We start from the raw sequence: 24,424 nt of genomic DNA, 5'->3' as shown, positions 1-24,424 counted from the left end.
GCCTGACTTAATCGTCCAGTCTCCTCATCTCAGTGTAGGCTAATAATAACGGTCCCACACCCTTGGCATCGTCTTCCACGATGGGCTCTGACATATAGTATTCGAAGCTGCCGTCACGGCGGCGGTTATCCTCCGGTCCCAGTCCTGCTACGAGGCAGATACCGCCGAGGCTTAAATGTCCGTCCTTCTCCTTCAGATAGCGGTCACAGATACCCTGGAATGCCTTTAATCCATAGGCTCTGTAAGACTCCGGTAAAAATCCGAGTCTCACGCCCTTCAGCAAGGAGTAAGCCATGATCGCACTTCCGCTGGTCTCTAAGTAGTTCGGCTCCCTGCCGCCCAGTGCGGGAAGCTGGTACCACATACCGCTCTCATCCTGGAATTTTAACATGGAATCGATCAGATCCACGAATACCTTCTTCAGCTTGTCATACTCTGCCTTATACTCTTCTCCCGGCTCACATTTGCTCAGGGTATCCAAAAGCGCCATGGAATACCAGCCCAGTGCTCTCAGCCAGAAATTCTGGGAAAGTCCGGTCTCCTTGTCACACCAGAAGGCTTTTTTCGAGGCATCGTATCCGTGATAGTATAACCCGGTCTTTGGATCCCTCATATATTTTACGACATTGACAAACTGATGGAAAATGTCATCGTAGTGCTTCTTGTCATCGAATTTAGTCTCATATTCCATGTAAAATGGCTGTCCCATATACATGCCGTCCAGCCATACCTGATTGGGGTAGATCTTCTTGTGCCAGAAGTTGCCCTCCTCGGTACGGGGCTGCGTCTCCACCTGACTGTAGATCAGGTCGATCGCCTTGCGATATTTTTCCTTGCCGTTTAAAGCATACAATGCGAACAGGGTCTTGCCTGCATTGACATTGTCAATATTATATTCTTCCACGGAATACTTCGTAATCGTACCGTCTTCCTGTACTCTATGGTCAATAAATGCATCTGCGAATTCGTAATACTTCTTCTCTCCGGTAGCGCTGTAGATCTCCAAAAGTGCCAGGATCATGCAACCGTCAATGTAATTCCAGCCGGCAGCTTTCCCCTCTCTCGCCTTCTCAATGTTCCATGCGGGAACATCCAGAGTGCTTTTCTCGATCAGTTCATCAATGTATTTCTCAAAAATAGGCAGTTGCATGTACTATTTTCCTCCATTTTCTGTATTCAGAACATCATTCGCAAAATTGCCCCTGCGGTGCTTTCTTTTTGCTCGAATTTACGTTGCTCCGAATAGTTATCATTGTACACATTTCTCACTTTATAGTCAATAATTATAAAATACTATGCTCTTACCCAAACATCACTTTCTCGCTCTGGAATGCCCTCGTCAGTCCGAATACCAGCACTCCCGCCACACACAGATTCACGATCACGGTCAAAAGAATTTCCACCGGCTGATAGCTAAAAGAAAAAATACCGTTCATGCACTGTACGCTGTTATATACCGGAATCAGATACCGGTACAGCGGAATCTCTTTTCCCTGACTGAGCATAGGACTCAGTCCGATAAAGGTCACCACGATGGTAAAAGGGGAGACTGTCGTAGCCGCTTCTTTCACGCTTTTTGCAAAAGCGGAGACCAGTGCAATCATGGATACCAGCACCATTACCGTAGACAGAATGATCAGAAGCAGCATTGCAAAATCCATAGGCGTATACACCGACGAATCCACTCCCGTCAGCTCTCCACCCATCATTTTCGGCAGTGCTGCAAAGGTTCCGATAAAGCTGGAACAACCTGCCAGGAGTGCAATAATGCTTAAGGAAAATACTTTGCCAAGTGCCAGAGAGCTCCTCTTCATGGGAGTTACAAGCAAGGTCGCTATGGTACCACGCTCCTTCTCCCCGGCGATGGATTCCGGTGCCACGGACATACATCCACTGTATAAAAACATCATAAGCATCAGGGGCATCATCATCGAAAACATCTGTCCCGTAGTATCTTTGCTGGTGGCACAGTCGTAATACACAGAATCCCCGGCATTGATGTCTAACTTATTGGATATAGATGTCTCATATGCCTCCAAAATGTCCGACACTTCATTGTAAAAATGAGTGGATTCCGTCTCCGCGGAATTGTAATAAATCTCCACGTTGGGCGCCGGTTTCCCACTCTGCACCTGATAGTTTTCCACTGCCTGGTCAAAATCCACCGGGAATACTACCAGTCCGTCTGCCTGTTTGTCCTGTATCTCCTGTCGCATCTGTGTCAGCTGCTCTCTGTCCGCAGGCTGCCAGTCTACCTTAAGCTCCCGCAGTTCTTCTCTTAACGACTCCGGCATATCCACCACATAAGCTTTCGCCACGTAAGCTTCTTCCGGAAGTATGGACTTCATCATGGCGCTTCCCAAAAAACTGTACACTGCATAGATCATGATTCCAGGGAGCAAAAGTGTCGTGATTACCAGCCTTCTGTCTCCGAAAAATCTTGCCAGTTCTTTTTTCATTACCGTAATCGTATTATTTGTCATGGTTCTCTTCCTCCCCGTTCACCGCTTCATAGATTTCAAAAAAGCGATCCTCCAGGCTCTTATCACCGCAAAGCGTCCGCAGGTCCTCACAGGCTGCCATACGACCGTTAATAATAATTCCCACCCGGTCGCAGATCTTCTCCACCAGACTGAAAATGTGCGTTGATATGATAATGGTCTTCCCCTGCTCCTTCAGGTCCAGCAGAAAATCTGTCACCACTTTTGCCGTCAGAATATCCAGTCCATTGGTGGGTTCATCAAAAATGATGATCTCCGGATCCTGCACCAGCGATATCACCAGGGATACCTTCTGCTTCATTCCCGTAGACAGATCCCTGACGCGCACCTGTGCAAACTCCTGAATGCCGAACCGTGCAAACAGCATGCGTTTTCTGGCGTCCCCTCTGTCTGTCGGAATACCGTACAATTCAGAGAAAAAGTCATACAGATAATCCGGGGTAAAAAAATCCTCCAGCTTCAGTTCACTGGTCAGAAAGCCGATCTTACGCCGTACCTCCTCCGGCTGTGTCACAATGCTGCTGCCGGATAACACCGCATCCCCGCTGTCCGGTCGGATCAGCGTTGCCAGCATCCGAAGCGTTGTGGTCTTACCGGCACCGTTGGGTCCCAAAAGTCCAAACACTTCCCCTCTGTTTACGCAAAAGCTCACTTGATTCACGGCAGTCTTCGTCTTCGCCGTGCTATGCTCCAGTTTCTGCTGTTTTGCCGACAGATGAAATGTCTTGCTGATTTCCTGTACCCGGATCAATTCTTCGCTGTCCCCTATCTTCCATTTTTTCTCTTCCATATACGCCATATCCTCCATGTCACTGTCTTCCCCGTCTTCCACTTTACTATCCACAGAGCATCCTGCTGTTTGTCAGATTGCAGGAATTCCCGCAATTCCCATTGCCACACATACCAGCCACAAGAGCAGAAGATGCGCAGGATAGAAAAAGTAAAAGAAATATTTATTCTGCCGCCCTCTCGTTCCGTTGTAGAACCAGATCAGAATAAAGGAAAGTGCTGCAAACATCTCAAGGCTGTCCATCAATAAAAAAATGATGACACCGGCCCACATCTGTGCTTTCTTCCGGTTACGGAACAGATAAAGTACAGTGATTGCCAAAATCCCCTTAAAATCATAATCCGTCTTAAGAACCAATGCCAGTACACATCCTGTCAGAATAATAACGGCATTCAGTCCCACGCGCAGAATCGTTTTTCCAACCGTTGTACCCGCAAAATGCTGTTCCACCAGATGAAGTCCCGCGATTACCAACAGCCCCAATAACAATGTAAAAAATACATTCTGATATGCCGGATACCATGCCTTGCCGCTGAATGCCAGATCAAAGGGTACCTCCGAAATCAGTGCAAATAAAAACATCCTGCCCAGATACTTTTTCACATTGTGAGTCTTTTGGAATCCCTCTACCAGTAAAAAACAGTAAATCGGAAATGCAAGTCTGCCGATGATACGCATTGCCATGTAGATGCCGTACATTCCACCGTTCTGCCCCATCCAGGCAGTATAGGCCTCCTGATTCACCATAGCTTCATACAGCCCGTTCCGGATCAGCAGCCTTGTCATGATCACCGCCCCGATGTGATCGATCAACATAGTCACTACCGCGATATTTTTCAGCACTGCACTGCTGATTCCTCGTTTCCCCTGTATTTTCCCTTCCTGCATTACTTCTGTCTGCATCCTTATGCTCCATCCTCGTCTTGCTTGTATTATTTAATTAGTACAATAATGCATTTGTATTGCTTTGTCAAGCATCCCGCGATCAAACTTTGACAAAAATGTCCCCTGCTGACGCAGAGGACACACTTATTAACAATCTTTTTCATCCTACCTTATATCCGGTTCCCCATACCACTTTCAGGTATCTGGGCTCCTTGGGATTGCTCTCGATCTTCTCACGGATGTGGCGGATATGCACCGCAATGGTATTGTCCGCACCGATAGCCTGCATATGCCAGATAGACTCATAGATCTGGCTGATGGATAATACCTTTCCCCGCTCTTGCACCAGCAGCCGTAAGATCTTATATTCAATGGGTGTCATCTTCACTTCACGGCCGTCTACCGTTACCGTACGGTTCCGGTCATTGATCTCCAGTCCATCCACGCGGTAAATACTATCAATACTTTCGCACAGATTGACCAGCTGTGTATATCTGCGAAGCTGGGATTTCACTCTGGCTAACAGCTCCAGCGGATTATATCCCACTGTCACATAATCATCCGCACCGGCATTCAGTGCCATGATCTTGGCGGTCTCCGCATCCTGTGCGGAAATGATAATAATGGGAATCGTAGTCATATTACGGATGTCATGGATCATCTCAATGCCTTCTCCCCAGCCTCTGCCATCCAGTTCCACATCCAGCAGCAGAAGCTGGATCTCCTGTGCACGCAGTAATTCTTGTAACTGTGCTCTCCCCGTCACTGCCACCATTTTTAAGCCTTCTCCTGCCAGAAGAGAACTCATTGTCTCTACTACACCTGTATTATTATTGTATACTGCAACCCTTTTTTCCATGGTCCACACCTTACACCTTTCGTATAGGATAAAGTCCCTCTGCCTTATCCACGTTTATCGTATCCTGTCAATGCATATTTTCTGCATGCTATTTATAAAATTTTTATAAACTATTCAGAGCCATGTAAATTTTGTCGGATATCCGTTGAATGCTTGCATGCATAAGGATATCTGACGAAATTTATAGGGCGAAGTAGCCACAATGAGCAAAAGGAAAGCTCTGTAAGAGCGATTTTGCGAATGTGGCTCTGAATAGTTTAGTTATAGGCATCAAAATACCCTACAATATACTAGACGCAATTGCAGGGCAAAAAGTTGCAGTATTTTTATTTTTCAGGTGTAAAAAACTTCTTCCAGTACCAGTCCTTTGGCAGGTACTAACGCTCCCGCCTTCGCTCTGTCTCCGGACTCCAGTACATCCGTCACACTCTCCGGCGTCCGGATGCCTTTTCCGACTTCGAGGAGGGTTCCCATGAGAATACGGATCATGTGATGCAAAAATCCATTTCCGGTAAATACAAACTCCACACGGTTCTCTATCCGTTCGATCCGGATCTCGTCGATCCGGCGGACGGTGGATTTCTTACTTTTCTTCGCAGAAGTAAATGCCTTGAAATCGTGCTCTCCAAGCAATCGCTCCGCCGCCTTTCGCATAGCATCTAAATCTAATTCTTCCGGTTCCTCTGTCGCATAGCGTCTCCAGAATACATCCGGGATCTGACTGTTGATGATGCGGTAACGGTAACGCTTCCCGGTGGCATTTAGTCTGCTGTGGAATCTGGGTGTCGCCTCCGACACCTCCACCACGGCAATATCCTCCGGCAGATATCGGTTACAATATTCCAGGATCTCCTCCACACTCATGGTAGCTTCCGTGTGGAAATTCGCCACCTGCCCCAGGGCATGCACCCCCGCATCGGTCCTGCCGCTGGCAGAGATCTCTATGGGTTCACCGCACATTTTGGTCAGCAACGTCTCCATTTTCCCCTGGATCGTATTATCCGTGGAAGTCTGTTTCTGCCATCCCTGATATCTGGTTCCTTCATATTGCAATCGCAGTCTGATATTTCTCATAATTTCTTTTCTTTCTGTTTTTTCGCAGAAGCTTCTTTTTGAGCTTCTTTTCGAGCTTCCTTTTGGGCTTCTTTTTGAGCCTCTTCCTCTGCTGCCTGTCTGGCCAGTTCCTCGCTCAGCCTCCGGTCTCTCTCCTGCATCTGCCGCACTTCGTCCATATCCTCCGGCTTCAGTCTACGGAAATGATTGATCCCGGCTGTCAGGATCTTCACGCTGTCCTTGGTCGTCTGTAAAGCGCCCTCCTGATACAGGGTCAGAGCGATCAGACCAATGGGCACTGCCACGATCATTCCTACGACACCGCCCAGTTTATATCCTATGTACAGAAGGAACAGGGTCGGCAGAGGCGGCATTCCCACGGAATCTCCCACGATCTTCGGCTGGATCAGCTGACGCGCCAGTTGTCCGATGCCCCAGATGATCAGAAGCCCTATGGCCATTTTATAATCAGAGCTTAAGATCTTGATAATTGCCCAGGGGACCATGACGGTTCCGGTTCCAAAGAAAGGCAGGAAATCCAAAAATGCAATCCCCAGTGCGATCAACAACGCATAGTCTACCTGCAGAATGGCAAATCCGATGACTAATAACAGATACATCCACACTTCGATCTTAAGCTGTGCCTTAAGATATCCGCCTACTGCTTTGACCAGTCCGCGCTTCAGCATATAATACCAGGACAGTACTTCCGCCGGTGTATGATTACGGAACCATGTTGCCAGCTGGTCTCTCTCCGCTACGAAGAAATAGGAAGAAAGCAGTGCCATGATCAGTCCGATCAGGATCGAAGGAACCTGCTTGGCGAAATTGCCCACGGCATTGATCGTAGGGGTGCCGATCTTACCCAGCAGATTTCCCACATAGCTTCCGATCTGATTGATGACATCCATGATGCTTTGCTGTACATCTGCGGGAAAGCGGTTATAGATAACGCTCAGGTTCTGTCCGATATCGGCAAAATCATTCTCCGCACTGTCCCAGATATCCGGCAGTGCACCGATCAGTCCCATGATCTCATCGGTTAACTTCGCCCCTACAAGATAGAGGATCAATATCACCAGTGCAATAACCGCCACGATGACAAATGCACTTCCCGCTTTTCGCTTGATCTTTACCTTTTCCTCAAAAAACCTCACCAGAGGACTGGCGATCAACGCAATGATCCAGCCTGCCACAAACGGTGCAAAAAATACTAACAGCTTCGGCACCAGGAAAACGATCAACAGCAATATAATAAATGCCACACCCAGATTCACTAAGGCTTTACAATATTTCTTCATATGCTCTCACTCTCTCACGCATTCTGCTTTTACACTCATTCATCCTTCCTGCTGTCTATTCCTGTGCAGGATCTTCTGCTGCCAGCACTCCGTCCAGAATCTCATAGATTTCTTCTCTTCCCTGCTTGGTCTGTGCAGAGTAAGGGATGATCTGTGTGTCCGCTCCCGCTTGTAAGGTGGTGCGGATCAATTTTATCTGCTTTTGGATCTGGCTACGGTTGATCTTGTCCAGTTTCGTGGCAATGATGATAGGATCGTAGCCGTTACGACGGATCCAGTCATACATGATCCGGTCATTCTCCGACGGTGCATGCCGGATATCGATCAACAAAAACACCAGCTTTAACTGTTTTGATTTATGTAAATAGTCTTCTATCATCTTACCCCACTGGGCTTTTACATTCTCATTCGCCTGAGCGTAACCGTAACCGGGGAGATCCACGAAGTAGATTTCATCATTGATATTATAGTAATTGATGGTCTGGGTCTTACCGGGCTGGGCACTGGTTCTTGCCAGGGATTTCCGGTTCATCAGACCATTGATCAGAGAGGATTTCCCCACATTACTTTTCCCTGCAAATGCCACCTCGGGATGGATATTTTCCGGAAGCTTACTGGTAATACCACAGACCGTTTCCAGACTCACATTCTTTATGATCATAACAATACCTTTTTCTTTCTGATTTTTTGCACAAAGCGCTGCCCTGTGTCACCACAAGGCAGCGCCCGGATTATTTTGCCTTTTTCAGAGAATCTTCGTGTATGGTGAGAGGCTCGCTCTCTCCATCCACCGCAGCCTTGGTGACTACGCATTCCTCGATGGTATCATCGGAAGGAATCTCATACATGGTATCCATCATTACGGATTCCATAATAGAACGCAATCCTCTGGCACCGGTCTTACGTTCCAGTGCTTTGTCTGCGATCGCCTCGATAGCATCCTGCTCAAAATCTAACTTTACATGATCCATCTGGAACAGCTTCTGGTACTGCTTTACCAGGGCATTCTTCGGCTCCTGAAGGATACGGATCAATGCTTCTCTGTCCAGTCCCCGTAAGGATACACAGATAGGCACACGTCCTACGAACTCGGGGATCAGACCGAACTTCACCAGATCATGAGGAGTTACCTCCTGTAACAGTTCACTGATGTCCTTGTCCTCTCTCTTCCCAAGCTCTGTGTTAAAACCGATGGACTTACGGTCCAGTCTGGACTCTACGATCTTCTCCAGTCCGTCGAAAGCACCGCCGCAGATAAACAGAATGTTGGTGGTATCGATCTGGATCAGTTCCTGATGAGGATGCTTTCTGCCACCCTGGGGAGGTACGCTTGCCACGGTACCCTCGATGATCTTCAGCAGTGCCTGCTGTACGCCCTCACCGGATACATCACGGGTAATGGAGACGTTTTCACTCTTCTTCGTGATCTTATCGATCTCATCGATATATACGATACCGTACTGGGCACGTTCCACATCGTAGTCCGCCGCCTGGATCAGCTTCAACAGAATATTCTCTACATCTTCGCCTACATAACCGGCCTCAGTCAATGTGGTGGCATCTGCGATAGCAAACGGTACATTGATGATCTTCGCCAGTGTCTGCGCCAGGTAAGTCTTACCGGAGCCGGTAGGTCCTACCATGATGATATTACTCTTCTGCAGCTCCACATCATTCAGATCCTTGGAAGCCGTTACTCTCTTGTAATGATTGTACACCGCAACGGAGAGGACCTTTTTCGCCTCCTCCTGTCCGATGACGTATTCATCCAGGAAGTTCTTGATCTCCTTCGGTTTCAGAAGGTTGATATCCGGAGTCGCGGTCTCTTCCACTTCTTCGTCTTCCAGTTCCTCCTCCAGGATGTCAGCGCAGATATCTACGCACTCATCACAGATATATACCCCGGCAGGTCCTGCGATCAGCTTGCGTACCTGGCTCTGGGTCTTGTTACAAAATGAACATCTGATGTCATTTCCGGAATTTTTTCCTGCCATTACTACTATACTCCTGTTATTTTATGCCTCGTGGAAGGTGATCACCTTATCGATCAGCCCGTATTCACAAGCTTCCTCGGCGCTCTTCCAGTTATCCCTCTCGGTGTCTGCGCAGATGGTCTCATAATCCTTGCCGGTGTTCTCAGCCAGCATACGGTTCAACTTCTCCTTGGTGCGGAGGATATGCTTGGCTGCGATCTCGATCTCGGTGGCCTGGCCCTGGGTACCACCCAGAGGCTGATGGATCATGATCTCTGCATTGGGCAGTGCAAAACGCTTGCCCTTGGCACCACCTGCTAAAAGGAATGCTCCCATGCTGGCTGCCATACCGATACATACGGTGGATACATCACACTTGATGTATTTCATAGTATCGTAGATTGCCATGCCTGCGGTAACACTGCCGCCCGGGCTGTTGATATACAGATGGATATCCTTGTCGGGATCCTCCGCTTCCAGGAACAGTAACTGTGCCACAATGATGCTGGCGGAAGTCTCATTCACTTCCTCACCCAGGAAAATGATCCTGTCCTTCAACAATCTGGAATAAATATCGTAAGACCGCTCACCTTTGCTGGTCTGTTCAATGACATAAGGTACTAAACTCATATTCTAAAACCTCCATTGCTTCTGATTAATACTACTATCGTATCCTACTTAGTAAGCTTTTTCAACGAGATTCCGAAGATTTAATAAAAATTTAGGAACTTTTAAATCTGAAAAAGAAAGCGGACCTGGCAGTCCGCTTTCTCTTCGTATCGTATCTTAAAGCACAGATTATGCTTCTTCCGGCTTCTCTTCTGCTGCCTTTTCCTTCTTGGTGGACTTCTTGGCTGCAGCCTTTGCTTCCTTAGCGTTGTCTACGATGAAGTCAGCTGCCTTTCTTACGCAGATATCTTCCTTCACCTGCTTAGCACCCTGCTCACCCAGGAGTTCTCTTACCTTATCAGCTTCCATCTGGTAAGATTCTGCGATGCTCTTGATCTCAACTTCGAAATCTTCCTCAGTAGCTTCCATCTTCTCAGCTGCTGCTACAGCTTCCAGAACCAGACGGGACTGGATTCTCTTCAGTGCTTCGGGCTTCAGCTGCTCCATCATGGTCTGAGCGGTCAGACCGGTGAACTGCATATACTGCTCCAAAGAAAGACCCTGTGCCTGAATTCTCTGTGCAAAGTTCTCTAACAGCTGTCTCTGCTGGGTCTCGAGCATTGCATCGGGAATCTCCATCTTGGCATCTGCGATCACTGCATCCAGAACTGCCTCTTCCTTGGCAATCTTAGCTTCTTCTTCCTTCTTGGAAGTCAGCTTCTTCTGTACATCCTCTCTATACTCAGCCATAGTATCGAAATCAGATACTTCACTTGCGAACTCGTCATCCAGATCAGGAAGCTGCTTCTCCTTGATCTCCTTAACGGTGCACTTGAATACTGCGGGTTTGCCAGCCAGCTCAGCTGCATGATAGTCCTCAGGGAAGGTTACATTTACTTCGGTCTCTTTATTTAATTCAGCACCGATCAGTCCCTCTTCAAATCCGGGGATGAAAGAGCCGGAACCGATGGTCAGGGAATGATTTTCACCCTTGCCGCCCTCAAATGCAACACCGTCTACAAAACCTTCGAAATCGATAACGGTCATATCGCCGTCCTTAACAGCACGGTCTTCTACATTGATGGTTCTCGCATTGCTCTCGCGCTCTCTGTTGATCTCAGCGTCAACCTCTTCATCGGTCACCTTAACTTCGATCTTGTCAACCTTCACACCCTTGTACTTGCCAAGAGTCACTTCGGGCTTCAGAGCAACCTCTGCGGTGAAGATAAAAGGCTTGCCAGCCTCTAACTGGGTCACATCGATCTTCGGAGAAGATACGATCTGCTCCTCACACTCTTCCAGAGCCTTATCGTAAGCATCGGGGATCAAAGCATTTGCTGCATCCTCATAGAATACGGACTTGCCGTACATCTGCTCGATCATCTTACGGGGAGCCTTGCCCTTACGGAAACCGGGAATGCTGATCTTGTTCTTATTCTTCTGGTAAGCACCTTCGATTGCCTTCTCCAGTTCTTCAGCAGATACTTCGATGGTCAGCTTCGCCATGTTTTTCTCTAACTTTTCAACCTGTAAACTCATTATAACATTTCCTCCTTTATACCCTTGCGGGTCTGTATCCAGTCGCAATCATTTTGAAATTATAGCATAAGTCAGAGAAATTGACAACACTTTATTTCAGGGTTTTCTGCGTATCCGGGGCATAGAGGCACTTGGAACTGGCTCCCGGGATCATTCCCAACTTCCCGGACAGAGCACTGACCTTTTCCTGTGGGGCATCCATGACCACACTGATGATACTCATCTGCTTCTCATGATAAGGTATCCCCATTCTTCCGATAATATATTCTCCGTATTCATGCAAAAGTCCGTTGATCCGGCCTGCTGCCTCCTTATCCTCCACGATAATGCCTACTAACGTCACTCTTGTGTTTCCCGTATCCTTTCCCATAATCCTTCTCCCTTCTGAACGTCCTCCGGCATATTCTCCCACGGTCTGATATGCGTGGCGATCATGATGATGCGTCCATTTGCATGTGTGCGGATGTATTCATATGCTTTCTCCCGGTTCTCTTCATCCAACCCTGTGAAAGGCTCGTCCAGCAGAACACACTGTGCTCCTGCTTCCATTGCCCGCACCAGTGACACTCTCCGCTTCATGCCGCCGGACAATTCATGACAGGGCTGACCCAGTGCTTCCTCCGGCAGTAACCACGTAAGTGCCTTCCTCGCTTCCTTCGCATCTCCCATGACCATTTCCAGATTCTTCACCGCACTGTATTCTTCGCAGAGTCTGTCCTCCTGAAACTGCACGGAAAAAGCATCGATTCCCGACACTTCTCCCTCTTCCGACCGTTCCAGGCCGCACAAGCACCTAAAAAAGGTCGTCTTGCCGCTACCCGATGGTGTATCCAAAAAGTAAGGTTCTCCTCCGTGGAATTCCTGTTCCACATGCCGGAAGATCCAATGGTCATGATAACATTTTCCAAAATCTGCCACACATAAAGTGCGACGTTCTCTGCTGACATTTTTCTGCAGCATTGCCGGTCTCTTGCAGGCAGGCTCCCACCGGAAAAAATATTCCACACAACCGAAGACTATTTTCTCAAACAATACACTAAGCACAATGATCACTGCCGTCCAGGCAAACAGATCCGCCGTATCGAGGTAAATCTTCGCCAGATACAGTGCTCCGCCGATGGAATGCAACGGCGTACCGATCACTTCCGCTGCCACTCCGGATTTCCAGCTCATTCCCAGGGATAATTGAAATGCGCTGAGCAGGAATGGCTTTAATGCCGGACGGTAAATATAGAAAAAGCGGGTGGCAAACGGCAGACGAAACACTTCTGCCATCTCTATCAGTTCTGCGTCCGCACTTTTTAAGCCTTCCAGTGTGTTCAGATAAATATTCGGAAACACCACTAAAAAGCAGACCGCCACCGCCAGCGGGGAAGCTCCCCACCAGATCAGTAAAAGCACCGCAAATACTGCAACCGGCACTGCCTTGCAGAATACCATGAACGGGCGCAGGATTTCCTCTGCCAGACGGTATCTGTAGCTTACCGTCGCTAACAACAGTCCCAAAACCGCTCCCAGCAAAAAGCCTGCGGCAATCCGCCACAGCGAGCCAAGGGCGCTACGCCAGAATTCCACCTGCCCCGCGAGAACGATAATCGCCCGCAATGCTTGCAGGGGTGTCACCACCAGCAGGAAATTATCCACACACACTGCCGTGATCTGCCATACCCCCAGCCAGAAGAGCAGGATCATAAATTTTTTAATGTATTTTTTATCCTTATTCTGCATCATAATAGAAATCAGATTCCGGAAGTCCGCCGCCGATAGACAGAGAATCCTGGTGGAACAGTACGTCAAGGTATCCGGACAGTGCCTGCTTCATGTCTGCCTTATCCATATAAGTAATGTTGCATCCTGGGATTGCCTTCTGTGCAATGGGCTCCTTTGCCACGATCTGTGCTTCCACTGCCAGCGCAGCACCGGTGGTGGGATCTGCATTGATGGCTTCGGCACTTGCCTTATGTTCTTCCATAAAAGATTTCACTGCATCCTCATGCTCTTCCAGGAATTCCTTGCGTACCACCGTGACACCTGTGACCATGCTGCTGCCGCTTACACCCTGTATCTTATTCCACTCTTCGTTTAAGTCAAAGATCACTTTCAGTGCATCATTCTGCATGCAGGCTGCAGTGACGAAGGGCTGAGGCAACAGTCCGATGGCTGTGGAATCCTCTGCCAGCACAGATGCCACCTCTGTTGCTTCAGATTTATATTCCAGTGTCACATCGTCCACAGACATGCCATTGGCAGTCAGCAGATATTGCAATACATAGTCCGGTGTGGTTCCCTTTCCCGTTAAATAGATGGTCTTACCCTTCAGATCCGTAAAATCCGCAAGGTCATTCTCTCCGGATACCATGTACAATACCCCCAGTGTATTGATGTCGATCACTTCCACACCGCCCTGTGTCTTATGATAGAGGATACTTGCCACATTGGCAGGTATCAGTGCGATATCCAGGTCACCTTTTACCATTAGCGGCAGGATCTCGTCCGCACCGGTAGCCATCTGAAACTCATAGGCATTAGAAGTCTCTCCTTTTTCTGCCTTGTCCATTAAAAATAAAAGTCCCAAAGATGTCGGGCCTTTTAAGGATGCCACACGCACTACTGTGTCATCCGCATCCGTATTTTCTGCTGTAGCTTCTGTACTTTCCATTACGGCTTCCGTACTCTCTGTCATCAGACTTTCTGCTGCGCTCCCGCTATTCTGTGTCTGTCCACATCCGGTAAGACTGCTGCCTAACATTCCAAGCGTCAGTACCAGCACCAGCGTTTTTGTGATTCCTGTTTTCTTTTTCATTGTTTTGTCGCCTTTCTCTTCTCAGCCCCGTGCTTCGGAGTCAGTCATTTCTGTGGGATTCCGGTCAGTGGATCCGATGCCGCGCTTTCCAGTCTCCGTTTGTTCTGTTGCTTTTTGATTATAACATAAAATGAAAAACTTACCAGCATGAAAAAACAGCCGGTGCTCATACTAATACCAAGATAAGTGATCACAAGCAACGCTTATCTGAAACACAAAAACAATTCCAAACGGAGGTGAACGAAATGGCAAGTAAAACCAATAGAGTAGAAGTTCCCGCGGCTAAGGCAGCAATGGACCGTTTCAAGACTGAGGTTGCATCTGAGCTGGGTGTTAATCTGAAAGAGGGTTACAACGGCGACCTTACTTCTAAGGAAGCAGGAAGCATCGGCGGCGAAATGGTTCGTCGTATGATCAAGAAGCAGGAAGAGCAGATGAAATAAGCTCTGCCGGAATCCTCGGAATCGACAGGAACAAAAAAGAAGCTGTACAGAGAATCCCTCTGTACAGCTTCTTAACTGTGTTCATCTTATTTATTATTCACCGAAGACTGCTCTGTAATCTGCCTGGAACTTGGCAATACCGGCATCAGTCAGAGGATGTTTTACCATCTGCTCTATAACCGCGTAGGGAACGGTTGCAATGTCAGCACCGGCCAGAGCGCAGTCGGTCACATGAATGGGATTACGCACGCTTGCTGCGATGATCTGGGTATCCAGGTCGGTTACCGCGAAAATATCAGCGATATCACGGATCAGGTCTACCCCTCTCGTGCTGATGTCATCCAGTCTTCCCAGGAAAGGAGATACATAAGTTGCGCCGGCGCGTGCAGCCAACAACGCCTGGTTTGCTGAAAAGATCAGTGTTACATTGGTCTTTATCCCTTCGGAGCTTAATACTTTACATGCCTTCAGACCTTCTACCGTCATAGGAATCTTGACTACCATATTGGGATGGATGGCTGCGATCTCTCTGCCTTCCTTGATCATGCCTTCCGCATCTACGGTGGTTGCTTTCACCTCACCACTGATGGGTCCATCTACGATGGATGCAATCTCTTTGATCACTTCTACAAAATCTCTGCCCTCTTTGGCGATCAGAGAGGGATTGGTCGTTACTCCGCAAATAACCCCCATGTCATTTGCTTTCTTAATGTCTTCTACTTTTGCAGTGTCAATAAAAAAACGCATAACTCTTCTCCTTTTTGCTATGTAAATTTAATTGGTCCGGTCCCGAAAGTAATCTGTGACCTCTAGTTACAGTATACTCATTTCGTCTGGAAACAGCAAGTAGTTTTTTACAAAATTTATTGATTGTGTTCGAGCACGGTACGTACAACTACGGGCAGTACAACTTACGGATATAATAAAAATCAGACTCTTTGAATACCTGTCTGCGCACCCTCCCGGATGCATTCATCACGGAGAGCAGACGACGGAAGGTTTTCATATCCGGAATACGTCTCTGTCGCTCTGTATGAGTCGCCATCCAGCTTATTCTGCGAAGCCATTTTTCCTGCCTGTTGTGTTTCCCGTTTTTCGCTCCCAACATGACCTCCAACAATTTTCCCATGGCATACACATCGCTTTCCTCCCCGGGTATCTCCCCCTGTCGGAACTGTTCCGGCGCACTGTAGGAATAATTGCCTGCTCCCGACCATTTTTCTTCTCTGTTCCACAGGCATCCCAGATCCAGGATCCCCACTCTGCCGTTGACACGGATCCGGATATTTTCCGGCTTCAGATCCCGGTAGAGAAATGGATGCTGTCGCTCATGAAGATATTGTATGCCTTCCGCGATCTGATCCGCGATCCACGCAGCATGTCCGGGAGTAAGTCTGCCTCTTCTTTTCAGCATTTTCCGCAGATCCATGCCATCCCAGAATTCCATGATAAGATAGCCCTTTCCTCCTTCCGTCCAATGTTCCACATACCCGGGGAATAACGGATGTCTGATCTCCTGCCAGTTCTCACATTCCCTCTGCCATTGTTCTGTGACATCGGACACTCTGCAGGCCCGGAATCCTCCGCTACTGTCTGTCACACGATAGACTTGGGAAAAGCTGCCTTCTCCCACCGGTACGGGACTGTGATATCCATGCCAGACCAATATCCTCTCCATTTCTATTCCATTTGTACCGTTTCTTTGCTCTGTTTCCCTTTGCTCCATATAGCTTCTCCCTTTACCGGCAGAATCCATACAGCTCCCATATGTCTTCCGCCCCGCTGCTCTGCCTTCCGACCCAGCTCTGCCAGCCGTCTCTCTGCCCGCTCCGCTCTGTCCGACAGTAGATCAGTCCCCACGCTTTCCGGTCTCAGGCAGCCTGCCAGTTCCTCTTCACAGTAATTCAGGAATCCATGATCCGTCAGCAAAATTGCTGTTCCTGCTTCTACTTCCCCCACCATGCATTGATTCTTCCAGACTTTCCACCCGGTTCTCCCAAACCTCTTGAAAAATCCGCAGAGATTCATCCTGCCGTGGTCAAACAGAAGCACTCTGCTGTCCACACACAGTACTCCCGCATAATTGCTGTTTTTGTCCACTACCGCAAGCTGTTTCGACCATTTTTCTCTTATCCTTTCTTCCGTGTACGATTTCCAGATATCCCTCCCCTGCAATTCCTCTTCTATTTTGTTCTGCAGATTCATCAGCAGTTCCCTGTTGTCGGAAATACAGGCATATACCACAGAGGCTTTCCTGCGACGGTATTTTCGTTGTTGCAATGACAGAAATATATTTGGGACCGTCTCCTTTTGCCAATAACAGGCCGTAACATGCTCCATACGCACTCCTCCCTTCTATCCTATCTATCCTAAACACAGATACATATATTCTTTTCATTCTTCAGGGTTTATTTGCCGACCGGCATAAAAATGATATCAGAATTGCGTCTTCCGCGAACGTAAAAAGAGCATACCATGCGGTATGCTCTTTGTCAACGGATAATAAGATATCCCGGATACTCTATCCGAAAATATTTACCAGATCGTTAAATAACAGTAACACCATCAGCACCATAAAAAACATGAGTCCGATGAAGTGTACCATGCCCTCTTTTTCCGGGGGCACCGGTTTGTGCGTAATGGCTTCCCAGATCAGGAATACCAGTCTGCCGCCGTCCAATGCAGGAATCGGCAGGAGATTCAGGATCCCCAGATTCACCGTAAGCATCAGGGTGATATTCAACATATTCACCAGTACATTCTGCCAGCCGTAGTCTTTTGTACTTTCGTAGGTTTTTCCCACAACGTTCACAGCAATCCCGACCGGTCCTGCCACATCCTGTCTGGATACCTGCCCCTGTACCAGCATCGCCAGGCTCTTCCAGGTCATCGTCACACAATAACGCATCTCATACCAGGCGTAACGGAAACAGTCCAGTCCGGACAGCTGTACAAAATCCGCGTTACTGATGCCGATCATATAACGTCCTGCACTCTCATCATACTTAGGAGTCAGGGTTGTAGTTCCTTTTACTCCGTCACGCTCATACTGTACCGTGACATTCCCGCCCCGGTAGGTCAGCGTAAACAGCTGTATTTCTTCATACAGATGAATCTTACTGCCATTCAGAGAGAGAATTCTGTCTCCGGGCTGCAGTCCGGCTTCCTGCGCCGCACCGCCATCCACGATCTCCGTCGCCACGGGATCACGGATCACGATCAGATTCACCATAATAAAAGCAATGATAAATCCAAGGATGAAATTAAATACCGGTCCCGCCAGGACAGTGGAGATCCGCGCCCATACATTGGCATTTAAAAACGATCCGCTGTGGTCTTCCCCGTCTTCTTTTTCATTCAGTCCATCTTCGCCTTCAAACATACAGGCTCCACCGATGGGAAGCAGCTTCAGAGAATATTTGGTGTCTCCTTTTTGAAAAGAAAACAGATTCGGACCCATGCCCACGGAAAATTCTATCACATGAATCCCATTGGCTTTCGCCAGCAGAAAATGTCCGAATTCATGTGAGATGACCACCACCCCAAAGATCAGTACAAACAAGATCAATGTAACCATTTATTGCCTCTCATATCAAGCTTTTATTTTTTAGGATCAGAATCCTTTGCCATCGATATAACGATAAACAGATGCTTCTGTCTCCAGGATCTCCTCCACGTTCGGATTCTCGATCACCTTATGCTGCTCCATGGCTTCCTGAATCAGCTCCGGGATCTGAAGATAAGCGATCTTGCGGTCTAAGAACAGTCCTACTGCTTTCTCGTTGGCTGCGTTGTACACCGTAGGCATACTGCCGCCGATGCGTTGTGCATCATAAGCAAGCTTCAATCCGTAGAACGTCTCCATATCCGGCTTCTCGAATGTCACCTGTGCCAGTTCATAGAAATCCAGCCGTCTGCCCGGCATCGGACGACGATCGGGATAGAACAGCGCATACTGGATCGGGAGTTTCATATCCGGAGTTCCCAACTGTGCAATTACCGCACCGTCCACATATTGTACAGCGGAATGAATAATACTCTGGGGATGCACAATGACCTGGATCTGATCCAGATCCACACCAAACAGCCATTTTGCTTCCATGACTTCCAGTCCTTTATTCACCAGGGTGGATGAATCTATCGTAATCTTCCGTCCCATGGACCAGTTTGGATGTTTTAAAGCATCCTCCACCTGAATATTCTGCAGCTGTTCTCTCGTCTTTCCTCGGAAGGGTCCACCGGATGCAGTCAGCAGAATTTTCTCGATCCTGCCCTTCGGTTCTCCGTTCAGTGACTGGAAAATGGCGCTGTGTTCACTGTCCACCGGCAGGATCTTCACACCCATCTTCGCCGCCAACGGCATAATGATGTGTCCGGCAGTCACCAGAGTCTCTTTATTTGCAAGAGCAATATCCTTTCCTGCCTCAATGGCCGCGATCGTAGGTCTGATACCAATCATGCCCACAATCGCCGTCACTAATACCTGTGCTTCGGGCATCACTGCGATCTCCAGCAGTCCGTCCATTCCGGTCACAACCTTCACAGGAAGATCCGCAACACGGCTGCGCAGATCCGCTGCCGCCTCCTCGCTCCACATACCTGCGATCAACGGATGGAATTCTCGGATCTGCTGCTCCATCTGTTCTACACTTTTTCCTGCTGCCAGTGCTACCACCTGCAGCTTTGGATTATTCCTCACGACTTCCAGAGTCTGGGTTCCGATCGAACCGGTAGACCCCAGAATTGCTATCTTTTTCATGTATTTTCGCTCCTCTATCTGAGTCCCATCAGCAAAATGGTAAGGAAATAGGTCATCGGTGCTGTCACCGTCATACTGTCAAAACGATCCATAATCCCACCATGTCCGGGAATCAGTTTCCCATAATCTTTAATATTATGGTTCCTCTTGATGGCAGAGGCCGCCAGATCTCCCACCATGCTCATCACTGCACCTGCGGCGCAGATAAAGGCAATGATCCATGTAATTGTCCGGTCCGGGAATGCCGTCTCCACAAAAAAATGTGCATACAGTCCACCGATCAGTGCTGCCCCGACGACACCGCCGATACAACCTTCCAAGGACTTATGAGGACTTAATTCCGGGAAAATATGCTTCTTCCCGATCAGCTTTCCGACGACATAGGCACAAGTATCGCATCCCCAGGAACTGATCAGGATCAGCCATACCAGATAGATTCCGGTCTCACACTCGCGGGTGAGATAGACAAAGGACAACAGCACCGGTGCATACAGGAAGGAAAATACGGCTGCCATGACCTGACTTGCCTCGTATTTCGGAAACAATGCCACATAACAGAACATTTCTGCCATGAACAGGCCCACGATACACATGAGCAGTAATGTATGATCCCTGGTAAAAAACAGTGTTGCGTAATATGCCGTCACGCCCACAAAGCCGATCCACTCCAGTGCATTAAATTTTTTCTCATCCGTTGCACATCTTAATGCCTTGGTAAGCTCTCTGTATGCAATCAGAGAAATAAGCCACAGCGGCACTGCTAAAAATATATTGCCGAAGCTGAACGTAGCCAGTGCAATGACAAGCAATACAATGCCACTGAGCAAACGGGTCCAAAACATAAGCTATTCCTCCTTCAGGCCGCCATATCTTCTGTCTCTATGATTATATGCTTCCACAGCCTTCATCAATTCTTCTTTTGTAAAATCCGGCCAGGGAACCGGAGTAAAGTAAAATTCCGTATAAGCCAGCTGCCACAGCAGGAAATTAGAGATTCTCTGCTCATTGCAAGTACGGATCAACAGATCCGGATCCGGTATCCCAGCGGTATCCAGATAATCTTCCAACATATCCGCCGTGATGGTTTCCGGTGATACTTCCCCGCTTTGTACCTTTGCGGACAGTTTTTTCACCGCACGGATGATCTCATCCCTGCCACCGTAGTTGATGGCAATCTGGAAATGCAGACCGTCATTGTTCTTCGTAGCTTCTTCCAATTCCGCGATGCGGGTCTGAATGTCCTGATCCAGTCTGGTCTTATCTCCCAGAACTCTGACGCACATACGATTTTTTTCGGCAGTCTTCAGACAGGTTTTCATATAATTGCGCAACAATTTCATCAGCGCATCCACTTCGTCCTGCGGCCGGTTCCAGTTCTCTGTGGAAAAAGCATATACCGTGAGATACTGAATCCCCATACGGTACGCCTCCTCACAGATCACTTCTACCGTTTTGGCCCCCTGCACATGACCGTAGTTGCGGGGCATTCCTTTTGCCCTGGCCCAACGGCCGTTACCGTCCAGAATAATCGCTACATGGTTCGGAATTTTCAAATTTTCTTCCATAATTTCAAACCTTCTTAATTCCTTAAACTGTCATGATTTCCTTGGACTTGCTGTCGATCAGGGCATCAATATCTTTTACATATTTGTCGGTAAGCTTCTGAAGCTCCTCCTCCAGACCTTTGATCTCGTCCTCAGACACTTCTGTCTTTGCCAGCTTCTTGAAAGCATCGTTACCGTCTCTTCTGATGTTACGGATGGCTACTTTGCCTTCTTCCCCCTTCTTCTTTACTTCCTTGACCAAGTCTTTTCTGCGCTCCTCGGTAAGCTCCGGGAATACGAGACGGATCACACTACCATCATTGGAAGGATTGATACCGATATCGGAGGTCATGATCGCTTTTTCGATCTCCTTGATCAGAGACTTCTCCCAGGGAGCGATCTGGATGATACGTGCCTCGGGAACAGTTACGTTACCTACCTGCTGAATAGGGGTGGGAGTTCCGTAGTAGTCTACTCTCAGCTTATCCAGTACGTGAGGGTTCGCACGTCCCGCACGAATGGCAGCGAAATCTGCCTCTAAAAATTCAAATGCCTTCTGCATTTTATCACTATATACCTGTACTCTTGCGTCCATAATTTCCTCTCTTCTGCGCTCTGCGCCTTTCTATTATTTTGATTTTATACAGTTACTTTCGTTCCGTTGAACTTACCCTTCAGGGTATTTACAATGCTGTTTTCCTCATTCAGGCCGAATACCCACATGGGCATCTTGTTATCTCTGGCCAGAATGGATGCGGTCATATCCACTACCTGAAGGTTCTTCGCAATGACTTCATCAATGGATACTTCATCGTATTTTTTCGCCGTAGGATCCTTGGCGGGATCTGCATTGTATACACCGTCGATTGCCTTTGCCAGCAGAATTACATCTGCCTCTACCTCAATGGCACGCAGGACAACTCCGGTATCGGTGGAAAAATAGGGATGTCCCGTACCACCTGCGAAGAACACTACCATGCCCTTTGCAAAATATTTGTTGGCTCTGTCCTTAGAGAACAGCTTGGTAAAGGAGCCGCACTCGAACGGAGTCAGGATATTGGTCATCATGCCTACCGAGCGGAAAATCTCCGAGACATAAATACAGTTCATGATCGTGGCCAACATACCGATCTGGTCAGCCTTTGTGCGGTCGATATTCTCACTGGAACGTCCTCTCCAGAAATTACCGCCGCCGATGACAATACCGACCTGGATGCCGTCATCTACCAGTTCCTTTACCTGCAGTGCCACCTTTCTGACGGTCTCCTCGTCGAATCCGGTCTTTTTCTCTCCTGCCAGTGCTTCACCACTGAGTTTCAGTAATATTCTCTTCATGATCGTATGCTCCTTATTTTGTTTTCTTTTTCTCAGGCTTATAATCATCGAAGAAAGAAGTCGGGCTGACTTCCGCATAGCACTGTGAGCACATACCTTCGATCACCGCACCATTGTTGATCTGTACGGACTTAGACTTAATATTGCCCATTACGATAGCGGAAGAATCCAGAATGACAGGTCCCTGTACATCGATGTCACCTTTTACTGCACCTGCGATGGCTGCGCTGGTAGCGGTAATGTTGCCGATGACAACCGTACTTGCTCCGATCTTCACAGAGCCCTCGCTCATGATCTCGCCGTTGATCTTCGCGCCTTCTGCAAAAATCTCAGCTGCCTTGGAATTACCATTGATATATCCGGTAATGTTCAGTTTGCCCAGAATATCAATGTTTCCATTAATTGTGCCTACCAGATCCATAGATCCTTCGGAACTTACATCTCCGGTGATCACCATGCCGGCAGTAATAATTGCGTTTTCATCTGATGCGGTCTTTACGTCCATTCTCTTCTCTGCTCCTTTGTTTTCCTCTCTATGTTCCTGTTCCAGAACACTTCCTACGGTCATATTGTTCTGAAGCACATGATCCAGATCCAGCGCTGCTTCTTCCGCGGACTGTTCCGGTGTCTCTTCTGCTTCCTCCACAGGCTTTTCTTCTGCATTTGCCTGAGGGATCTCAATAGAATCCAGGTTCTTCAGCATCTCTTCCAACGCTGCATTATCCATTGTTGCATCTGTGGGCTGCTCTGTCTGCACTTTTTCTGTCGTTTCCGGCATATTCTTAACCGGTTGCTCTTTAGTCTCTGCGACGTCTCCCTGATTCAGATCTTCTTCCGGCATCAGTTCATTCACCGCCTGTGACAGATCTTCCTTCAAATCTGAGAAAAATCCCATGATTATGTACCTCCGTTTATCTCTTGTTCTATTATAAGTATTTTCTATAATATAATGCAATTCTCCGGTTCCCTGAACTTTCAAAATTGCAATTATTCCACATGATGTACCGGCCTGGTATTCTCCGTGATCGGCAAGATCACCGTATCCGGTCTGGCCAGAATATTTTCTATGATATCCGGTAATGCTTCCACCGTAGTCGGTTTCTCCGCAGAGTCATGCAGCAATATGATCGATGTATCTCTGGTATCGATATCCTCTGTACAATTCTCCAACAGGGTATCGATAGACAGATTCCTGCTTCCGCCATCTCCGGAGGACACATTCCAGTCAAAATATTCCACACCCTGACTGTCCAGATAATCAATAAATTCATGCATATCAATATTGCTGACCGTATTGGAGCTGCCCCCCGGAAAACGATAATAGACGCTTTCCACACCGGTCGCCTGGTAGATATCGTCTCTGATCCGTGCGAAATCTTCTGTAAAACTATCCAGCGATTCATAGAGTTCTTTATACTTGTGGCTGTAAGAATGCATTCCCAGGGTATGACCATCCTCCACGATCCGCTGCAAAGCCGCCTCCGCTTCAGAGCCATCCTTTCCCACCACAAAAAAAGTAGCTTTCACATGATACCGGTCCAAAATATCCAGTATCTCATCGGTATAAATACTGGGACCGTCATCAAATGTCAGATAAACCTTGTGAATCATCTCCTGTCCGGGATCACTCTCCGGCGTATGCTCCGACACTTCACCGGAAGTTACTTCTTCCTGTGTTTGGACACCTTGCTGTATTGCAGTCTCTGACTGTAGCTGCTGCAACAGGGTCTGCCGTTCCCGGTCCCTGGCATCCAGTTCCTCCAGGCGCTGTTCCAGATCCCGCAAAGTCCCATTGATCGCATGCAGTCTGCAGATCAGATAGACACAGCACAGGATGGGAATCAACAGTCCTACGATCACAATGCCTATGATCATCTTCTTCAACCGCTGTACTCTTCTCCGCCGATCGTCCGGCGCTGTCTGTTGAAGTTCTCTTGCCATGAATATTTCTACGTCTCTCTTCCTATTTTGAAATCTTTCCTTCCATCAGACAAGACTTCTGTAACAGTATAGCATATTCCACTTTTTTG

General features: G+C 47.9%; 26 protein-coding genes. 1 reads left to right on the top strand and 25 read right to left on the bottom strand.

Translation table 11 applies throughout. The annotated features are described in order from the left end of the window. Positions 1 to 7 precede the first annotated feature (7 nt). The 14 genes from FYJ59_RS00755 to FYJ59_RS00690 all read right to left on the bottom strand — a co-directional run bounded on the left by FYJ59_RS00755 (position 8) and on the right by FYJ59_RS00690 (position 14,313). Positions 8 to 1,144, bottom strand: a complete 1,137-nt coding sequence (locus FYJ59_RS00755) for a glycoside hydrolase family 88/105 protein (protein WP_154495018.1) — start codon at positions 1,142 to 1,144, stop codon at positions 8 to 10. Positions 1,145 to 1,301: 157 nt separating this feature from the next. Then, positions 1,302 to 2,483, bottom strand: a complete 1,182-nt coding sequence (locus FYJ59_RS00750; RefSeq protein WP_154494862.1) for an ABC transporter permease — start codon at positions 2,481 to 2,483, stop codon at positions 1,302 to 1,304. Beyond that, entirely contained in the window at positions 2,473 to 3,291 is an 819-nt protein-coding gene (locus FYJ59_RS00745) for an ABC transporter ATP-binding protein (protein ID WP_154495017.1), read from the bottom strand. Before FYJ59_RS00745 ends, FYJ59_RS00750 begins: the two co-directional genes overlap by 11 nt. 72 nt (positions 3,292 to 3,363) lie before the next feature. Then, positions 3,364 to 4,194: a TraX family protein gene (locus tag FYJ59_RS00740; RefSeq protein ID WP_235897862.1), complete on the bottom strand. Its 831-nt coding sequence runs from the start codon at positions 4,192 to 4,194 to the stop codon at positions 3,364 to 3,366. Between the two features lie 142 nt (positions 4,195 to 4,336). Beyond that, positions 4,337 to 5,035 (bottom strand): response regulator transcription factor, encoded by a 699-nt coding sequence (locus FYJ59_RS00735; RefSeq protein ID WP_154494861.1) that lies wholly within the window; start codon positions 5,033 to 5,035, stop codon positions 4,337 to 4,339. A gap of 333 nt (positions 5,036 to 5,368) precedes the next feature. Continuing rightward, on the bottom strand, positions 5,369 to 6,109 hold the full coding sequence (gene truA / locus FYJ59_RS00730) for a tRNA pseudouridine(38-40) synthase TruA (RefSeq protein WP_154494860.1): 741 nt from the start codon (positions 6,107 to 6,109) through the stop codon (positions 5,369 to 5,371). Next, on the bottom strand, positions 6,106 to 7,389 hold the full coding sequence (gene ytvI / locus FYJ59_RS00725; protein ID WP_154494859.1) for a sporulation integral membrane protein YtvI: 1,284 nt from the start codon (positions 7,387 to 7,389) through the stop codon (positions 6,106 to 6,108). The genes truA and ytvI overlap by 4 nt, the downstream gene beginning before the upstream one ends. 55 nt (positions 7,390 to 7,444) lie before the next feature. After that, entirely contained in the window at positions 7,445 to 8,050 is a 606-nt protein-coding gene (gene yihA, locus FYJ59_RS00720; RefSeq protein WP_154494858.1) for a ribosome biogenesis GTP-binding protein YihA/YsxC, read from the bottom strand. Positions 8,051 to 8,120: 70 nt separating this feature from the next. After that, positions 8,121 to 9,383 (bottom strand): ATP-dependent Clp protease ATP-binding subunit ClpX, encoded by a 1,263-nt coding sequence (gene clpX / locus FYJ59_RS00715; protein WP_154494857.1) that lies wholly within the window; start codon positions 9,381 to 9,383, stop codon positions 8,121 to 8,123. Positions 9,384 to 9,404: 21 nt separating this feature from the next. Continuing rightward, positions 9,405 to 9,992: an ATP-dependent Clp endopeptidase proteolytic subunit ClpP gene (clpP, locus tag FYJ59_RS00710; RefSeq protein WP_022154669.1), complete on the bottom strand. Its 588-nt coding sequence runs from the start codon at positions 9,990 to 9,992 to the stop codon at positions 9,405 to 9,407. Positions 9,993 to 10,160: 168 nt separating this feature from the next. Then, the gene (tig, locus tag FYJ59_RS00705) at positions 10,161 to 11,510 is read right to left on the bottom strand and encodes a trigger factor (protein ID WP_154494856.1); all 1,350 of its coding nucleotides are present in this window, start codon (positions 11,508 to 11,510) and stop codon (positions 10,161 to 10,163) included. Positions 11,511 to 11,601: 91 nt separating this feature from the next. Further along, positions 11,602 to 11,880 carry a TM1266 family iron-only hydrogenase system putative regulator gene (locus tag FYJ59_RS00700; protein ID WP_154494855.1) on the bottom strand — a complete coding sequence of 93 codons (279 nt, stop codon included), beginning with the start codon at positions 11,878 to 11,880 and terminating at the stop codon, positions 11,602 to 11,604. Further along, entirely contained in the window at positions 11,850 to 13,241 is a 1,392-nt protein-coding gene (locus tag FYJ59_RS00695) for an ABC transporter permease subunit (protein WP_154494854.1), read from the bottom strand. The genes FYJ59_RS00700 and FYJ59_RS00695 overlap by 31 nt, the downstream gene beginning before the upstream one ends. Continuing rightward, a complete protein-coding gene (locus FYJ59_RS00690) occupies positions 13,228 to 14,313 on the bottom strand; it encodes an ABC transporter substrate-binding protein (protein WP_154494853.1) in 1,086 nt (361 codons plus the stop codon). Before FYJ59_RS00690 ends, FYJ59_RS00695 begins: the two co-directional genes overlap by 14 nt. A 245-nt stretch (positions 14,314 to 14,558) precedes the next feature. Here FYJ59_RS00690 and FYJ59_RS00685 point away from each other — a divergent pair, with 245 nt between their 5' ends. Then, positions 14,559 to 14,756, top strand: a complete 198-nt coding sequence (locus tag FYJ59_RS00685) for an alpha/beta-type small acid-soluble spore protein (protein WP_022154674.1) — start codon at positions 14,559 to 14,561, stop codon at positions 14,754 to 14,756. Positions 14,757 to 14,849: 93 nt separating this feature from the next. On the opposite strand, the gene fsa is transcribed toward FYJ59_RS00685, so the two are convergent. The 11 genes from fsa to FYJ59_RS00630 all read right to left on the bottom strand — a co-directional run bounded on the left by fsa (position 14,850) and on the right by FYJ59_RS00630 (position 24,335). Beyond that, positions 14,850 to 15,503: a fructose-6-phosphate aldolase gene (gene fsa / locus FYJ59_RS00680; RefSeq protein WP_022154675.1), complete on the bottom strand. Its 654-nt coding sequence runs from the start codon at positions 15,501 to 15,503 to the stop codon at positions 14,850 to 14,852. Between the two features lie 148 nt (positions 15,504 to 15,651). Beyond that, entirely contained in the window at positions 15,652 to 16,482 is an 831-nt protein-coding gene (locus tag FYJ59_RS00675; RefSeq protein WP_205839416.1) for a serine/threonine protein kinase, read from the bottom strand. Beyond that, positions 16,437 to 17,096 (bottom strand): hypothetical protein, encoded by a 660-nt coding sequence (locus FYJ59_RS00670; protein ID WP_154494851.1) that lies wholly within the window; start codon positions 17,094 to 17,096, stop codon positions 16,437 to 16,439. Before FYJ59_RS00670 ends, FYJ59_RS00675 begins: the two co-directional genes overlap by 46 nt. Before the next feature lie 181 nt (positions 17,097 to 17,277). Beyond that, on the bottom strand, positions 17,278 to 18,333 hold the full coding sequence (gene rseP, locus FYJ59_RS00665) for an RIP metalloprotease RseP (protein ID WP_154494850.1): 1,056 nt from the start codon (positions 18,331 to 18,333) through the stop codon (positions 17,278 to 17,280). A gap of 36 nt (positions 18,334 to 18,369) precedes the next feature. Beyond that, positions 18,370 to 19,515 carry a 1-deoxy-D-xylulose-5-phosphate reductoisomerase gene (locus FYJ59_RS00660; protein ID WP_154494849.1) on the bottom strand — a complete coding sequence of 382 codons (1,146 nt, stop codon included), beginning with the start codon at positions 19,513 to 19,515 and terminating at the stop codon, positions 18,370 to 18,372. A gap of 14 nt (positions 19,516 to 19,529) precedes the next feature. Then, the gene (locus FYJ59_RS00655; protein ID WP_022154680.1) at positions 19,530 to 20,357 is read right to left on the bottom strand and encodes a phosphatidate cytidylyltransferase; all 828 of its coding nucleotides are present in this window, start codon (positions 20,355 to 20,357) and stop codon (positions 19,530 to 19,532) included. Positions 20,358 to 20,360: 3 nt separating this feature from the next. After that, on the bottom strand, positions 20,361 to 21,080 hold the full coding sequence (locus FYJ59_RS00650; RefSeq protein WP_331464252.1) for an isoprenyl transferase: 720 nt from the start codon (positions 21,078 to 21,080) through the stop codon (positions 20,361 to 20,363). Positions 21,081 to 21,102: 22 nt separating this feature from the next. After that, positions 21,103 to 21,654, bottom strand: a complete 552-nt coding sequence (gene frr, locus FYJ59_RS00645) for a ribosome recycling factor (RefSeq protein ID WP_022154682.1) — start codon at positions 21,652 to 21,654, stop codon at positions 21,103 to 21,105. A gap of 44 nt (positions 21,655 to 21,698) precedes the next feature. Continuing rightward, positions 21,699 to 22,394 (bottom strand): UMP kinase, encoded by a 696-nt coding sequence (gene pyrH / locus FYJ59_RS00640; protein WP_117467295.1) that lies wholly within the window; start codon positions 22,392 to 22,394, stop codon positions 21,699 to 21,701. Between the two features lie 13 nt (positions 22,395 to 22,407). Then, positions 22,408 to 23,289 carry a polymer-forming cytoskeletal protein gene (locus tag FYJ59_RS00635; protein WP_154494848.1) on the bottom strand — a complete coding sequence of 294 codons (882 nt, stop codon included), beginning with the start codon at positions 23,287 to 23,289 and terminating at the stop codon, positions 22,408 to 22,410. Positions 23,290 to 23,381: 92 nt separating this feature from the next. Next, on the bottom strand, positions 23,382 to 24,335 hold the full coding sequence (locus FYJ59_RS00630; RefSeq protein ID WP_022154685.1) for a polysaccharide deacetylase family protein: 954 nt from the start codon (positions 24,333 to 24,335) through the stop codon (positions 23,382 to 23,384). Positions 24,336 to 24,424 lie beyond the last annotated feature (89 nt).

Source organism: Waltera intestinalis, from assembly GCF_009695995.1.
Lineage (GTDB): Bacteria > Bacillota > Clostridia > Lachnospirales > Lachnospiraceae > Acetatifactor > Acetatifactor intestinalis.
The sequence above is the reverse complement of the archived record's forward strand: the minus strand, read 5'-3'. Positions and strand labels throughout refer to the sequence as shown.